Below are 14,515 nucleotides of genomic sequence, written 5' to 3'. Positions count from 1 at the left end.
TAGCGATCACAGTAGCCATTAACATTACAAAGCGTCAAGTGAGTTGGTTAACAGGCATCTGACTTGTCGCACTGATCTGTGGCTTTGCTGCGGCTAGAATCTGTGGCCATGTCGCTTCGCGCCGCTCAAAAACAGATGACCTACGAGCTCTTCCTTGCCAAGGCGCTGGAATTGTTCGGCGAGAAGGGTTACTCCGCGACCACGATCGACGACATCGCGTCGGCCGCAGGTTCGACCCGGACTACCTTCTACCTGCACTTCTCGTCCAAGGCCGACGTGATGAGTGCGCTGCTGACAAAGGTCGACGCGATCCTCACCGCGGCCGACAACCCCACGCTGACCGCGGTGGTTGCCTCCGGCTCGCGAGGCGAGATCCACGCGTGGCTCGACCGCAAGTTCTCCCAATGGGACGAGATCAAGCCCTACCTCACCGCGTCCTACGAGGCGTCATACGAGCCGGACGTCGAGGCCAAGACCGAGCAGTGGTTCGAGTCCGCCGTCGAGGACATGACCGCGGGGCTGGACACGGCAAAGCGTCTGCCGGCCGACCGGCGCCGGATCCGCTGCGTGCTGGCTTTCGGTCAGCTCGAGCACCTCTCGCGGCGCTACTTCTCCATCGGCTGGCGGACCCCGCGCGAGATCTGCCTCGACGAGATCACCGAATCCTGGTGCTACCTGCTCGCAGCGGACAACTGAGGTTCACCGGCCTTATCGGACGTTGACGTCGTCGGCCACATTGGCGATCTCATGCAGTACGTCGGTGCCCAGATCGACTGCGGCTTCGGACTCCGGGCGGCTTCCGAAGAGTCCGAACAGGGTCAGGACACCGGACGCGGCAGCGCACAGCGCACACACCAGGAACGCCAGGCTGTAACCGCTACCGAGCGACGAGAACGCCAGATCGCTGATGGCGGAAGGCATTGCGAGCATTGGATTGTCAGGTCCGGGTGCCAGGCTCGGATCGGTCGGCACCGGAATGACCGGCATCGAGTTGAGCGCCATCGCGCCGCCCTGCTCGCCGATCCCCATGGCAGCGCCGGCATGAGCCTGACCGAGATCGGATTCACCGACAGCCGCGCCGAGGCCGTCCCTGACCTCGTTGTTGGCGACACTGTTCGCAATAGCGGCGACGAGAACGGGTCCGAGAGCAAAGCCGAAGTCACGCAACAGGTTTGTCGTGGCACTGGCCATGCCGGCCAAGCGCAACGGCACGGTGTTGATGGCCACCGCGGTGATCGACGCGACCGTGAAGGCGAACCCGACGCCGAGCAGCAGCATCGGCACGATGAAGTCCGTCCACGTCGAGGTCCGGACGTCGAACTGCGAGCAGATGAAGCCGGCGATCGCGATCAGTGCAAAGCCCGACGTCAGCACCCAACGCGGTGAAACGCTGTGGATCAGGCGGGATACGAGCGGTACCAGCAGGAACGCGGGACCCTGGATGACCAGGAACAACACGCCGATTTTGAGCGGTGAGACATGCTGAACCGCACCGAGCCAAATGCTCATCGAGAAGCAGAGGCCCAGGAACGCGAACATGCCGACGACGGCGGTGATACCCGAGATCGCGAAGACCCGGTTGGCAAACAGATTCAGGTGCAGAAGTGGCACTTCGGTGCGCAATTCGATGACGACAAACGCGGCCAGGGATACGACGCCGATGACAAAGCCGACGACGATCGTGGTGTTGCCCCAACCGATCTCGGATCCCTGCGTCAGTGCCCAGAGGAGGGCGATCAGGCCGACCGCCAACGTTGCCTGGCCGGGCAGGTCGAGCTTGCGGCCTTCCGGCGACGACGAGTCCTGCGCGCCCAGTGAAACGACAAACGAGATCAGTGCTGCGGCGATCACTGCACCGAAAGCCCAACGCCAGCTGCCGAATTCGGTGAGCACGGCGGCCATCATCGGTGAGAGTGCGGCACCGAGGGACAGGAAGCCCGCCCACAGTGCGATCGCCCTGGCGCGGGCCTGGGCGTCGGGCGCTGCAGCGGCGATCATCGCCAGCGAGATCGGGTAGAGCGCGCCGGCGCCGATGCCCGCGATGGCCTGGCCAATCCACATCAGGTGAACTTCCTGCGCACTTGCACACAGGGCTGCGCCGACGACGATCAGCAGCGCTCCGCCGAGTAGCAGTCGTTTGCGGCCGAACATGTCGCCGAGCACGCCGAAGGTCAGTTCGAACACCACCATCGTCGTGGCAAAAGCGGCGCTGATCCACGTGAGTTCTGCGCCGGAGATGTTGAAGTCCTGCTGGAAGGTTCCGTTCAGGGCGCCGGGCAGCGAGTACGCCACCTGGGCCACCATGACGGCCAGGCATGCGGCTACGAGAGTCGCTACGTAGCGCGATGGCCGCGCAGTCGGGTTACTCATTTCTGTGAGCTCCTTGCTCGAGGATTCCGAACCGCCGGATCGGCAGTCCGAGCGCGCTTGTGATACGTGTCACGCACTGAGTGAGCAAGGTGTCACATCGGTTTACTCTCTGTCAAGCGAATTCTGTATCGCGGGTAATGGTGGACAGAGCGAGCATGTTTTCGGCAAAGTTCACACCCCTTCCAGCGCGCTGAAAGGGGTGTGAAATCGAGGAAAAGGGTGCTAGCTGGGCGCGGCTACTTCGACGAGAATCCCCCGCAACCAGGATTTGAACTCGGCATCGGCCAGGCGTGGGTTCCACACCATGTCGACGACGAGCGGTGCGACCGGTAGCGGGAACTCCTCGATCCGCAGGTCAACCCGCTCCGCCATCGCGACCGCGACGCGATAGGTGTGCAAGGCAACTCCACCGGCCGTTGCCACCAGGTGCGGGATGAGCAGGTGATCGGAGATCAACGTCCCGATGCGGTAGTCCACTCCGTGCGCGTCCATCGAGGCGTACGGCGGCACGCGGTGACGGGAGTCGTACGTGACATGAGGCAACGACGTCAGCAGTTCCAGTGCAGATGCCTCGGGGTCGCTGTCTCGGTGGGCGATCACCACCCACCGGTTCTCGTACAGACGCTCGCGCGGGTACGGCGAATGAAAGGCTTCTGACAGAAGTACGACGTCCACGCCGTTGTCGGTGAAGTCGGCAGCCTGTGGCGCGACAAAATTGCGGATGCGCAGCGTCGCATTCGGGGCCCGCTCGGCGATCAGTCTCGCCAACTCCGCCCCGACCACGAAAGCGGTGCTGGTAGTCATCGCAACTGTGATGGTGCGGCTGTCGTGAGCAGGGTCGAAGCCTGGGAAGTTCACCACTCGCGCAGTCTGGCGTAGCACTTCACGCAATGGATCGATCAGCTCCAGCGCGCGCGGAGTGAGCACCAGTCCGCTCCCCTGCCGCACGACCAGATCGTCCCCGATCATCCGGCGCATCCTGCCCAGGGCGTGACTCATCGCGGGTTGGGTCATGCCCACCCTTGCGGCGGCTCGCGTGACCGAACCCTCTTCGAGCAGCGCAAGCAGCGGTACCAGCAGGTTGAGGTTGACCCCGCCGAGGCGCTCCAGGCCGAGATCGCCCTCGTGGTTCCGGGGTTGGTTCATCCACACGAAGTTACGCGGCCTGCGTCATCCGGCGGTCGAGGCCATGCGTCGCAGTCTCGGGATCGCGATGCGGTGGTTGACCGCGACGGCGACGCCGCGGCCGTCGTCGTGAGTCCAGCGCATCACCGACGGTCCTTCTGGGCGCTCGCCGACGAGGAACTTGGGTTCGCCCACCACCGGCAGGTGACCGGTGGCCTTGAGGTTCAACCCGAACTGCTCGGTCCAGAAGTACGGATCGAGGTCGAGCTCCGGCGCGTCATCGCCGCTCAAGAGTGCGACGGCGGCAACTTTTGCCTGTTCTATTGCGCTGCTCCACAACGGAATCCGTCGTATTCCTTGACGCGTGGGGATGGCCGTGACGTCCCCGGCTGCCACGATGGTCGGCCGAATCCGCCCTCGTGAATCTGCTTCGAGACGGCCGTCTGCGAGTCCGCTGGTAGCCAACCATTCCGTGTTGGGTATATCGCCGATCGCAGTGACGATCAGCTCGGCCTCGATCCGCGATCCGTCCCGCAGGATCACTCCGCGAGGGCTGTCGATGCGAGCGGCCGACCCGTCGACGATGGTCAGTCCCTGCGCCACCGCGGTCGCGGTGAACGCTTCAGACAGGTGTGGACCCAGATGCGAGAGCATCGGCCTGCCGTCGGCCACCACTGTGACCTGGCAACGCGCGGCAATGGCCGCTGATGCGATCTCCATGCCCAGCGGGCCGGCCCCGACGACTACGACGGACGGCTGGGCGGCCAGTCGTTCGCGCAGAACCCAGGCATCGTCGAGCGTGCGCAGCGTCAGCTCCGCACTCTCCACGCCTCCCAGCCGGCGAGCCCGTGAACCGGACGCGATGACCAGTCCGTCGTACGGCAAATTTGTACCGTCGTCGAGGTGCACCCGGCGTGATTCGACGTCGAGACCGACTGCCGCCACCCCGAGCAGCTCGGTGGCCTGGTGCATCGGCGAAGCCAGTTCGGGGGAGCCGCCGTCGACCAGGAGTGCCTTGGAGAGTGCCGGCCGTGAATATGCCGTCCAGGGTTCGTCCCCCACGATGGTCAGGCTGCCGTCGAATCCGGCGGTTCGAAGGCTGTCGCAGGCTGTCTGGCCTGCAATTCCATTGCCGACCACCAGAATTCGTCGACGAGCGTCAGCGCCGTTCATGCCAGTTTGAGTGCGGCGACGGGGCAGACCCGGACAGCTGCGCCGGCGTCGGCAAGCTCGCGGCTTCCCTCGGCGAACTCTTCGAGGTCGAGGACCAGTTCGCCCTCGTCGTCGAGGTGCATCAACTCGGGGGCAACACTTTCGCATAGACCATGGCCTTCGCAACGGGGCCGATCGAGCACGATTCTCATGCGGGGATCACTTTCAGGACGTCGAGTTGATTGATCGAGCGAGTAATGTTGCTGGGCAACAGAATCGGATCGGCAGCCACAATCCGTCGAGCGTGCTTGGCCAGTGCCCTGATGACAGCCTGGCCTTCCAGACGAGCCAGCCCTTGCCCGGCGCAGCCGTGCGAGCCGTAACCGAAGGAAAGATGGTCCACCGGATTCCGTTCGACCGAAAAGGCGTCGGGATTCTCGTAATGCCGTGAGTCGCGATTGCCCGCGCCGAAGAGAATCGCAACCTGGGATCCGGCCGGGACCAGCGTTCCGTCGATCTCTACATCCTTGGTGACAAAGCGCCCCCATGCATGCACCGGCGCCCAGAAGCGGAGCGTCTCGTTGAATGCTGCCGGTGCCAGCTCGGGATTCTGATGGACTAGATCGAATTGGTTCGGAAAGGCTGAGAACAGCGCGACGATGTTGCCGATCGCGGCGATCGTCGTATCGACTCCCGCGCCCAGATACTGGTGGATGATCTTGCCTGCAGTATCGGGCGGGATCGCTCCCCGGGCCTCGGCATCGAATATGCCGCGGCCCACAGATTCTGGTGCCAGATCCTCGGCGCGGACTTGCGCGCACCAGCCGTAGAGCTCTCCGGCAACGGGGAAGTTCTCGGCAGTTCGTTGGTTCATCGGGCCGATAACCTCCATCGCGGCTTGTCCCCAGCGCAGCATGTCGTTGCGCACCGAGCCGGTGAAGCCGATCAGGTCAGCGACGATCTCGAGGGGAAATGCGCGTGCCAGCGCATCGATGGCGTCGAACGATCCCTGGGTAACCAGGTCCGCGACCAGGGCATCGGCCTTGCTCTGGATCTGGCCCGCGAGCCCGCGCAACGCCCGTGGGGAGAGGTTCTCCGTCAGTGTCGCCCGTAGTTCGGTGTGAACAGGTGGATCCGACGCCAGCGACGTGCCTTCTAATGCCTCGTTGACCATCGGGTTGAATCCGATGCTGCGAGACGAGAACGTGCCGGGATCAGCCAACGCGTCGCGGATCGCGTCGTAGCGCGTCAGGGCGTAGACGTCATTGGTGGTCAGATGCACCACTGCGCCGAGTTCGCGGAGTTCGGCGTAAATCGGATAGGGATCGGTCAGGACGTCGTCGGCGAACAAGTCGACGGTGGAAGTGGCGGGAGAATTGGGCATACACCCAGTGAAGTGACTGCAGTCACATAAATCCAACTCATATTTTGCATAGAGAAACATGCATCAAATTGATGTTCAGTGAGCCAGGTCCGCCTCGATGCGATCGGCAGCCATGCGCAGGGTCGCTACCAGGGATGGCAGCTGCTGCCGGTCGTAGCGCACGGAGGGGATTGAAACAGACAGTCCGGCAAGGGCTTTGCCGTTGGCATCACGCACCGGTACTCCGACGGCCACGACACCGCGCTCGGAGCGGCCCTGGTTGACCGCAAACCCTTGCTTGTGGATCCGCGCCAGCTCGGTATGTAGTTTCGGCAGGTCCGGCTGGTCGGTCACATCCGCGTCTGACCTGCTCTCGTAGGCCTGGCCCAGTTCGTCGGCGGAGAGTTCGGCGAGCAGTAGCAAACCGCCGGAAAGGCGGTGTGCCGGAAAGACCATGCCCTCGCGTGATCCGACGCGCAGTACCTGGGCGGACTCCACCGAGACGATGAACCGGGCCTCGACGCCGGTGCGAATGGTCAGATTGGCAGACTCTCCGACCGCCTGGACCAGGAGTTCCATGTGCGGCAGCGCGGCCGATCGAAGCAACGAGGTCGCGGAGCGCGAGTGTTCGGCCAGTTCCAGGACTGGTCCGGCGCCGTACTGACGGCCGGGGTGCTGCACCGCGAAGTCCCGATAGACCAGCATTTGCAGTAGTCGGTGTGCTGTCGATCTGGCGACCCCGAGTCGCTCTGCCGCTTCCGCGACGGTCAGGTTTCCCTCCAGTTGCAGGATTGTCGCCAATCTCAGTGCATGGTCGACGCTGGCGATCGCATACGCCGGCGGGGTCTTCTGTGGCTTCTCCATAATTCTGTATAGCAGAATCTAGTGTTCTGTCTTGAATAATCCAGTCACTCTTATGTCATGACTTCGACCGACTCCCCCGTCCGGCTCCACGCCGTCGACGCGCCAGGCCAGCCGGATGTGACCCCAGAGCTCGAGGAGCTTTACCGCGGCTTCGAGTCAGAACTGTTGGTGCCGTTGTGGACTGAGATCGGCGATCTCATGCCGGCTCATCCGCGCTCGCGCGCTGTCCCGCACCTGTGGAAGTGGGAGAACCTGGTACGCCTTGCGGAGCAAGCCGGCGAGATCGTCCCGGTCGGCCGCGGTGGTGAGCGTCGTGCGATTGCGCTGGCAAACCCGTCGCTGGGTGGCCGACCCTTCGCCACCCCCACCTTGTGGGCGGCGATCCAGTACTTGATGCCGGGCGAAGATGCTCCCGAGCACCGCCACACCCAGCACGCATTCCGATTTGTCGTCGAAGGCTCCGGCGTCTGGACGGTCGTCGGCGGTGACGCCGTCTCGATGAACCGCGGCGATTTCCTGCCGCAGGCGGGCTGGAACTGGCACGCCCACCACAATGCCACCGACAAGCCGATGGCGTGGATCGACGGCCTGGACATCCCGTTCCAGTACCTGACGGAAGCGCAGTTCTTCGAGTTCGGCCGCGACGAGATCAGTGACGCCGAGCGCATCACTCCCGAGCGCTCCCGGTCCGAGCGGTTGTGGGGTCACCCCGGACTGCGCCCGCTCAGTGCCACGCAGGTCGCTCCCGGCAGCCCACTGCTCTCGTACAAGTGGGAGTTCACCGACCGCGCACTGCGCGATCAGCTCGCGATCGAAGCCGAAGGTTACGGCGGCACAGTCGAACCCGGCCACGCGGCGGTTCGCTACACCAACCCGCACACCGGCGGCGACGTCCTGCCGACGATGCGCACCGAGTTCCACCGCATCGTCCGCGGCGCCGAAACCGCTCCGGTGAAAGAGACCGGTTCGAGCGTCTACCAGGTGTTCGACGGTTCCGGCACGGTGACTGTTGGCGACCGCACCTGGACAGTGACCCGCGGCGACCTCTTCGTCGTTCCGTCCTGGACGCCGTTCTCCGCGAAATCCGAAGCGGGAAAAACGGACTCGGATTCCGGCGCACTCGACCTTTTCCGCTTCGGCGACGCACCCGTCTTCGAAGCACTGCAGCTCAACCGAATGGAGATTTCACGATGAGGCTCACGACAATTCGCACCGGCGCAGCGACGCGCGCAGTCAAGCTCGACGGCGACCGCCTGGTCGACCTCGGTGAGAGCGATCTGGGAATCTTTCTTGCCCATGAGGATTGGAAACGTCGTGCAGAAGCTGTGTCCGCCGACGATGCCACCACGTACCCGCTCGAAGGTGCCGACTTCGCGCCGGTAGTTCCGCAGCCGTCGAAGGTCATTTGCGTCGGTCACAACTACACGAATCACATCAAGGAGATGGGCCGCGAGCTCCCGTCGTATCCGACGCTGTTCCCGAAGTTCGCCGACAGCCTGATCGGCGCGAACGACGATATCGTCCGGCCCGACGAGACCGAGGCCTTCGACTGGGAGGTCGAGCTGGTCATCGTCATCGGCAAGCAGGTGCGCCGCGCCGACGATGCTCAGGCCGAGGCTGCGATTGCCGGTTTCACCGTCATGAACGATGTGTCGGTGCGCGACTGGCAGTTCCGCACGATCGAGTGGACCCAGGGCAAGATCTGGGATTCCACGACTCCGGTTGGGCCGTTCCTCGTGACGCCGGACGAGGTCGGCGGAGTCCGCCCGGCTCTCGAGGTCACGACAACCGTCGACGGTGAGGTCATGCAGCGTGACGACACCGGCACACTGCTTTTCGATCCGATCACGCTCGTGAAGTACATCTCGACCATCACACGCCTCAACCCGGGCGACATGATCGCAACCGGCACACCCGCCGGCGTGGGTCATGCCCGCGATCCGAAGGTCTACCTGCTCGGCGGCGAGACCGTCGTGACCGCTATCTCGGGCCTCGGTGCGTGCACCAACAAGGTAGTGAAGGAATGACTGACGCCCGGCGCTGGATGGAGCACGGAACGCAGCTGTTCCTGAGCGGCGTCGACGGCCTCGATGACGCCGGTGTGGCTGCGCCGTCTGGGCTTCCGGGCTGGAGTCGGCGCCACCTCCTCGCTCACGTCGCCGCCAACGCCGAAGCGCTCGGTAACCTCGTTCATTGGGCCGAAACCGGCGAGGAGACACCGATGTACGCCTCCTCCGACGCCCGCGCCCGTGGGATCGAGGAAGGTTCCCAGTTGCCGGCGGCCACTCTGCTTGCGTGGCCGCGGTCCTCGGCCGAGAAGCTCGACGCTGCTATGGGGTCACTCTCCGATGAGCAGTGGACCCAGCTGATCGTGACGGCCCAGGGTCGGACCGTCCCAGCCACGGAGATCCCGTGGATGCGGGCGCGGGAGGTGTGCGTCCATGCCGTTGATCTCGGTACTGGCGTCACCTTCGCCGATCTTCCGGCCGATTTCCTTGTGGCACTTGGCAATGACATCGTGGGCAAGCGCGGCGCGGTGCCTGGCGTGGCGCTTCGGATCGAATCCACCGACGCTTCGGTGGCCTGGAACCTCCCCGGCGCGGATGCACCGGTTAGCGTCGCCGGTCCGCTTGCCGACCTGGTCGCCTATCTGAGCGGCCGCCCTCACGATTTGTCGACCAATGACGGATCTCCTGTGCCGGCACTGCCGGCGTGGCTGTGAACGGAGCAATCATGAACACACCTGACGTCATTGTTGTCGGTGGCGGCATCGGCGGCCTCAGCGCTGCATTTGCCCTGACGCGCCAGGGTCTTACCGTGCGAGTGCTCGAGCGGTCCGCCGAGTTCGGTGAGGTCGGCGCCGGCCTGCAGCTCGCACCGAACTGCACCCGCATCTTGAACGAGTACGGCCTATTGGACGAGGCCAAAAGCCTTGGCGTCGTGCCCACGTCGATGGTGATGCGTGATGCCGTCGACGCGTCGGAGCTGACGAAGCTGGACCTGACCGATCTCGAACGCCGATACGGGTTTCCGTACCTGGTCATCCACCGCAGCGACTTGCACGGACTGTTCCTGCGTGCGTGCGAGCGTGCCGGAGTCGAGCTTGTCACCGACGCCAAGGCCGTTTCCTACGAAAACTCCGATACCGGTGCACAGGTGCGTCTTTCGAGTGGTGAAGTGCACAAGGCCGGTGTGGTCATCGCGGCTGACGGTCTGCACTCGGTTGCACGCAGGCTGTTGATCGACGATGAACCTGTGTCGTCCGCCTACGTCGCTTATCGTGGCACGGTGCCGGTGGCGGATTTGGCCGACCGTCCCGTCGATCTGTCGGAGGTCGTGGTCTACGTCGGGCCGGGGCATCACTTTGTGCACTACGGTCTGCGCGGCGGCGAGATGCTCAACCAGGTTGCCGTCTTCGAGTCACCCAAAGCAATTGCAGGTGAGGAGGACTGGGGCACACCTGATGAACTCGACGCGGCATTCGCTGATTCTTGTTCGGAGGTGCGCGAGGGTATCCCGTTCATGTGGCGTGACAAGTGGTGGCGGATGTACGACCGAGACCCGATCATGACGTGGGTTTCGGGCCGGATCGCTTTGCTCGGCGACGCGGCACACCCGCCGTTGCAGTACATGGCGCAGGGCGCGATCATGGCGATCGAAGACGGCTGGGTGCTCGCCGAACATGTTGCCCGTCTGCGGAGTGCCGACGGCGTGATCGACTGGGACGCAGCTCTCGCGGCCTATGAGGCCGTTCGCCCTGAGCACTGCCGCCGGGTACTGACGACGGCACGCGTCTGGGGCGAGTTGTGGCACCTCGACGGCGAGGAACGGCAGCAGCGAAATCTGTTGCTGCGAGCCCGCGGCACACAGGACTACACCTACACCGACTGGATTTACGGGCCGACCGCCCTGGTGCCCGAGGACGAGCCGCCGCTGTATCCGATCGTCCCTCTGGCCTCGGCCGCCGAGTTGGTCGCGAATCGCTGAAATTCATGGGTCAGTCCGACTCGAGAATCTCGGCGCCCCAATCGACACGGTCGGCCAACCGCAATAACGTGCGTCGGCGCGTAGGGCTGGTTTCGCCGATGTGCGCGATCCGGCCGTAGATGTGAGCGCGAAAGTTCGCGACTCCCTCTCGATTCTGTTCCTGGGCAGAGGTATTGGCAGCGTTGTGGAGCAGGGCGCGTAATCGGTCGTATTCGTCACGCGGATACGACGGTTGGTTGTTGATGACCAGGCCGGTGAGGTGCTGGCGTCGGTGCGGACGCATCACTTTTGTCTTCCGTGGATGGACGGCGAACCCTTCGTCTCCGGCGATCTGTTCGACCGTCCACAGGAGGGTGCCGACGTCAGTCACTTCGATTCCGGAGAACGCCAGGTCGTCGGCGTAGCGGGTGTAGGTGAGCCAGTTCGTCTTCGCCAGCCCACTCAACCGGATATCGAGCCCCCGCGCTACAAGATTCGCGAGCGCAGGCGACGTCGGCGCACCCTGAGGCAGGTGCGCCGTTCGCAACTGTGACGCCTGTGCGTATGGCACTCCGCGCAGGGTATCGGCAGGCGTTGCAACAGTGCACAATCCGGTGAGAACTTCCGCGACGGCGGGCGGGTAGCCGAGGGCGGTGAAGATCGCGTGAACACGGTCGCCGGTGATGGACGGGAAGAACTGAGCGAGGTCCACACCGATCACGATTTCCGACAGTGCGTGCGGCGCTGCAAATGTCAAGGGACTTCGACCACGGACAAATCCGTGTGCCGCCTCGTGTGCTGGTACTTGATCGAGTATGCGGCGCAGGATCTTCCGCTGAATTTCGCGCAGCCTTGGTTTGGGTATCTCGAGTAGTCGAGCGCCGGCCTTCTTGCTGATCTGCATGGGCCGGTAGTGGCGCAGCGGGAGAGGTTTCGTGCGTAGCCATTCACCTCGATCGGCGAACCACTCGAGTTCCGAGATTGTGAGATCGAGGGAGCGGGCCAGGTCGGCACTGGTGTTGTAGCGGGGAACGTCGAACCGCCACACCGAAGATTCATTGGTGTCCAGTGAGAGAGGAACAGGCCGCAGGCGAGGTAGTTCGCGAAGCAATCGGTACAGAGTCTGCGGTTCGAACGGTGGGGCGGGCATGAGATCGAGGACTCGGACCGCCAGGAGTGTCGGGGAAACACCGAAGACGGTTGCGAATGCCTCTTCGAGGCCGCCGACGGTCCACGGTGCGTCGTCGGCTGCGTCTGCCAGCCGACGCGCCAATTCGGCGTCGAGTTCGAAGTCACTCATGATTCGACTCCGGGATGCGGCGGCGCGGGGTGACCAAATCCTTTGTCCGGGGCGGCGGGGAGCACGCGGAGCGTGCCGAATGCCGTCGGACGCAGTATCCAATTCTTCTGGCCGACCCAGGGGTTACCCCTGAGACTGGTCGCGTGGACCAACTCTCACCCACGCGCCGCCGCATCCCTTCACAATGGCAGACCGTCCGGTATCTGTCACGTGGATCACTTCAGGTTGTGGCAGATCCGGACAAACGTGATTACCGTTGATGTCGAGGGCCCGATCGCACGATGGCTACGCGACGCGACCGAGTCCTCGTGAGCGTGGAGACGAGTGATGACGACATTGGGTATCGCGGCCCTGCTGTTGGGTGTCTTGTTGATGGTGGTCGAGGCACATGCCCCGACTGCGGGGGTGCTCGGCGGTCTTGGTGCGCTCCTGATCGGGGCGGGTGTCTGGTTGCTCTTCACCTCCGGCGATGCGGGCCAGGTGATTGCAATTCCGGTGACGGCAGGGGTTGCAGTGGTCGGCCTGGGTGTTACCGCGGTGGCGAGCCGGAAAGTTCTGACCGCTCGGCATGCACCTGTGCGCACCGGAGTGGAATCGCTGATCGGATCCGATGCGACGGTTCGCAGTTGGGACGGCTCGCGCGGACAGGTCGAGGCTGCGGGTGGATTGTGGAACGCCCGAATGGATTTCGGGTTCAGTGACGATTCTGTTCCGAAGGCCGGCGATCCTGTCGTAGTGGAGCAGGTCCGGGGTCTGACCCTGACAGTGCGCCGTCGTGAACCGTGGGAGTTGCTATGACCACCATTCTCATTTCCCTGTGCATCGTTGTTCTGCTTCTCGTGACGCTGGTCGGCATGTCGATTCGGGTCTTGCGAGAGTACGAGCGTGCAGTGGTGTTCCGGCTCGGGCGGTTGATCGCGTTGAAGGGGCCGGGTCTGGTAATCCTCATTCCGGCAATTGATCGGATGGAGCGGGTCGGCCTACGGACCGTGACACTGAAAATTCCGGTGCAGGAAGTCATTACGCGCGACAACGTGCCGGCAAAAGTCACAGCCGTCACCTATTTCCGAGTGGTCGATGCCGATCGCGCAATCGTCGAGGTCGAAGATTTCCTGGCAGCTACGTCGCAGATTGCGCAGACAACTCTGCGGTCGATCCTCGGCAAGGCCGACCTCGACGCCTTGCTCTCCGAACGTGAACGTCTCAACGAAGACCTGCAGAAAGTGATCGATCAACAGACGGAACCGTGGGGAGTCAAGGTCACCACGGTGGAGATCAAGGACGTCGAGATTCCTGCCAACATGCAGCGCGCCATCGCCCGTCAGGCGGAGGCCGAACGAGAACGGCGAGCCAAGATCATCAATGCGCAAGCCGAATTCCAGGCGTCGGCTACGCTCGCCGACGCAGCCGACGTGATCAGCCGCAACCCGACCACCCTGCAATTGCGTTACCTGCAGACGCTGCACGCGATTGGGGCCGAGAACAATTCGACCGTCGTATTCCCGCTGCCCCTCGACCTGGTTCGTCCGTTCCTGGGGAACCGGGGCGAGGACAAGCAGGACGAGTCCGGATCGGCCACGCCGGTGACTTCCGAGCCGCGACCTAATGGTCTGGATATTCGCCCGCCGTTGTCGCCGCCGATCCCGCGGTAGCGTTGCTTCGGCTACATCATTGCCGAGACATGTTCCGGCAGCGTGATATCCGCATCGAGGTCTTCGGCTCGGATGGGTTCACCGAACTGTACGGATGCCGGAATGACACCGGCCCAGACCTTTTCGACGCCGATATCTGCGTCGTCGTCGCCGGGGCCGCCGGTGCGTGCCTTCACCGACGCCTCGAACAGGGGCAGTGCAAGCACCACTGTTGCCGCCAGTTCCTTGCGTGTTGACGCCCGCAGGTGTCCGGAACGGTCGGGAACTACTTGATCGACAATCAAATTCAGTGCACTGAGCCGTTCGTCCGGGTCCGTGACGATCCGGGGTCGACCGAGAATCACGGCGCTGCGGTAGTTCATCGAATGGTGAAAACCGGAGCGCGCCAGAACAAGTCCGTCGAGCACTGTGACGGTTACGCAGATCTCGCTGTCGGGTGCGAGGCTACGTGACGCTACCGAACCGTGCAGGTAGAGGGTGCCGTCTTGATCCGGGCCCTCGGGATCAAATCCGTATGCGGTCGGCAGCACGAGAGGCACACCGTCGGTGGACACGCCCAAGTGGCACAGCTTGGCGGAGCGCAGGACGTCGAAGAGCGCTGCTCGATCGGTGACACCGTGATGACGCGCGCGCTTATGGGTTGTACGTGCTGTTGGGGACAGTGGGGCGAGTGCGACGGTGTGTGTCATGTGAGCAATACTCCTAGCCAAGTGGCTTTGCGTC

At 63.7% G+C, this 14,515-nt stretch carries 15 protein-coding genes; 7 read left to right on the top strand and 8 right to left on the bottom strand.

Annotation, left to right across the window (positions count from 1 at the left end; translation table 11 throughout):
• The first annotated feature begins 108 nt into the window (after positions 1–108).
• Entirely contained in the window at positions 109–696 is a 588-nt protein-coding gene (locus EEB13_RS11165) for a TetR/AcrR family transcriptional regulator (protein WP_045065917.1), read from the top strand.
• Positions 697–708: 12 nt separating this feature from the next.
• Here the strand turns inward: EEB13_RS11165 and EEB13_RS11160 are convergent, their stop codons facing one another.
• The 6 genes from EEB13_RS11160 to EEB13_RS11135 form a co-directional block, all read right to left on the bottom strand.
• Entirely contained in the window at positions 709–2,370 is a 1,662-nt protein-coding gene (locus EEB13_RS11160; RefSeq protein ID WP_141485269.1) for an MFS transporter, read from the bottom strand.
• Between the two features lie 222 nt (positions 2,371–2,592).
• Complete coding sequence (locus tag EEB13_RS11155; RefSeq protein WP_141485268.1) at positions 2,593–3,516, bottom strand: LysR family transcriptional regulator; 924 nt, start codon at positions 3,514–3,516, stop codon at positions 2,593–2,595.
• Positions 3,517–3,540: 24 nt separating this feature from the next.
• Complete coding sequence (locus EEB13_RS11150; RefSeq protein WP_141485267.1) at positions 3,541–4,668, bottom strand: NAD(P)/FAD-dependent oxidoreductase; 1,128 nt, start codon at positions 4,666–4,668, stop codon at positions 3,541–3,543.
• Positions 4,665–4,859 (bottom strand): ferredoxin, encoded by a 195-nt coding sequence (locus EEB13_RS11145; protein WP_045065909.1) that lies wholly within the window; start codon positions 4,857–4,859, stop codon positions 4,665–4,667. The genes EEB13_RS11150 and EEB13_RS11145 overlap by 4 nt, the downstream gene beginning before the upstream one ends.
• Positions 4,856–6,031 (bottom strand): cytochrome P450, encoded by a 1,176-nt coding sequence (locus EEB13_RS11140; protein ID WP_141485266.1) that lies wholly within the window; start codon positions 6,029–6,031, stop codon positions 4,856–4,858. Before EEB13_RS11140 ends, EEB13_RS11145 begins: the two co-directional genes overlap by 4 nt.
• 75 nt (positions 6,032–6,106) lie before the next feature.
• Positions 6,107–6,874, bottom strand: coding sequence for an IclR family transcriptional regulator (locus EEB13_RS11135; RefSeq protein WP_141485265.1), 768 nt, complete (start codon positions 6,872–6,874; stop codon positions 6,107–6,109).
• A 57-nt stretch (positions 6,875–6,931) separates the two neighbouring features.
• Here EEB13_RS11135 and EEB13_RS11130 point away from each other — a divergent pair, with 57 nt between their 5' ends.
• Genes EEB13_RS11130 through EEB13_RS11115 form a run of 4 tightly spaced genes read left to right on the top strand, consistent with a single transcriptional unit; the run spans position 6,932 to position 10,861 of the window.
• Complete coding sequence (locus EEB13_RS11130; RefSeq protein ID WP_141485264.1) at positions 6,932–8,068, top strand: cupin domain-containing protein; 1,137 nt, start codon at positions 6,932–6,934, stop codon at positions 8,066–8,068.
• On the top strand, positions 8,065–8,901 hold the full coding sequence (locus tag EEB13_RS11125) for a fumarylacetoacetate hydrolase family protein (protein WP_092805015.1): 837 nt from the start codon (positions 8,065–8,067) through the stop codon (positions 8,899–8,901). Before EEB13_RS11130 ends, EEB13_RS11125 begins: the two co-directional genes overlap by 4 nt.
• Positions 8,898–9,596, top strand: a complete 699-nt coding sequence (locus EEB13_RS11120) for a maleylpyruvate isomerase family mycothiol-dependent enzyme (protein WP_141485263.1) — start codon at positions 8,898–8,900, stop codon at positions 9,594–9,596. The genes EEB13_RS11125 and EEB13_RS11120 overlap by 4 nt, the downstream gene beginning before the upstream one ends.
• A gap of 11 nt (positions 9,597–9,607) precedes the next feature.
• On the top strand, positions 9,608–10,861 hold the full coding sequence (locus EEB13_RS11115; RefSeq protein ID WP_141485262.1) for an FAD-dependent oxidoreductase: 1,254 nt from the start codon (positions 9,608–9,610) through the stop codon (positions 10,859–10,861).
• A gap of 10 nt (positions 10,862–10,871) precedes the next feature.
• On the opposite strand, the gene EEB13_RS11110 is transcribed toward EEB13_RS11115, so the two are convergent.
• Entirely contained in the window at positions 10,872–12,140 is a 1,269-nt protein-coding gene (locus tag EEB13_RS11110; protein WP_141485261.1) for a reverse transcriptase family protein, read from the bottom strand.
• A 327-nt stretch (positions 12,141–12,467) separates the two neighbouring features.
• Between EEB13_RS11110 and EEB13_RS11105 the strand changes: the two genes are divergently transcribed.
• Both EEB13_RS11105 and EEB13_RS11100 read left to right on the top strand, forming a co-directional pair.
• Positions 12,468–12,938 carry an NfeD family protein gene (locus EEB13_RS11105; RefSeq protein ID WP_033237083.1) on the top strand — a complete coding sequence of 157 codons (471 nt, stop codon included), beginning with the start codon at positions 12,468–12,470 and terminating at the stop codon, positions 12,936–12,938.
• On the top strand, positions 12,935–13,792 hold the full coding sequence (locus EEB13_RS11100; protein WP_080711885.1) for a slipin family protein: 858 nt from the start codon (positions 12,935–12,937) through the stop codon (positions 13,790–13,792). Before EEB13_RS11105 ends, EEB13_RS11100 begins: the two co-directional genes overlap by 4 nt.
• A gap of 11 nt (positions 13,793–13,803) precedes the next feature.
• Here the strand turns inward: EEB13_RS11100 and EEB13_RS11095 are convergent, their stop codons facing one another.
• On the bottom strand, positions 13,804–14,481 hold the full coding sequence (locus EEB13_RS11095; RefSeq protein ID WP_141485260.1) for a pyridoxamine 5'-phosphate oxidase family protein: 678 nt from the start codon (positions 14,479–14,481) through the stop codon (positions 13,804–13,806).
• Positions 14,482–14,515: the final 34 nt, after the last annotated feature.

Origin of the sequence: Rhodococcus sp. WS3 (assembly GCF_003797085.1) — a bacterium.
Lineage (GTDB): Bacteria > Actinomycetota > Actinomycetes > Mycobacteriales > Mycobacteriaceae > Rhodococcus_F > Rhodococcus_F globerula.
Note: the sequence above shows the minus strand (reverse complement) of the source record. Positions and strands in the feature narration are given on the sequence as shown.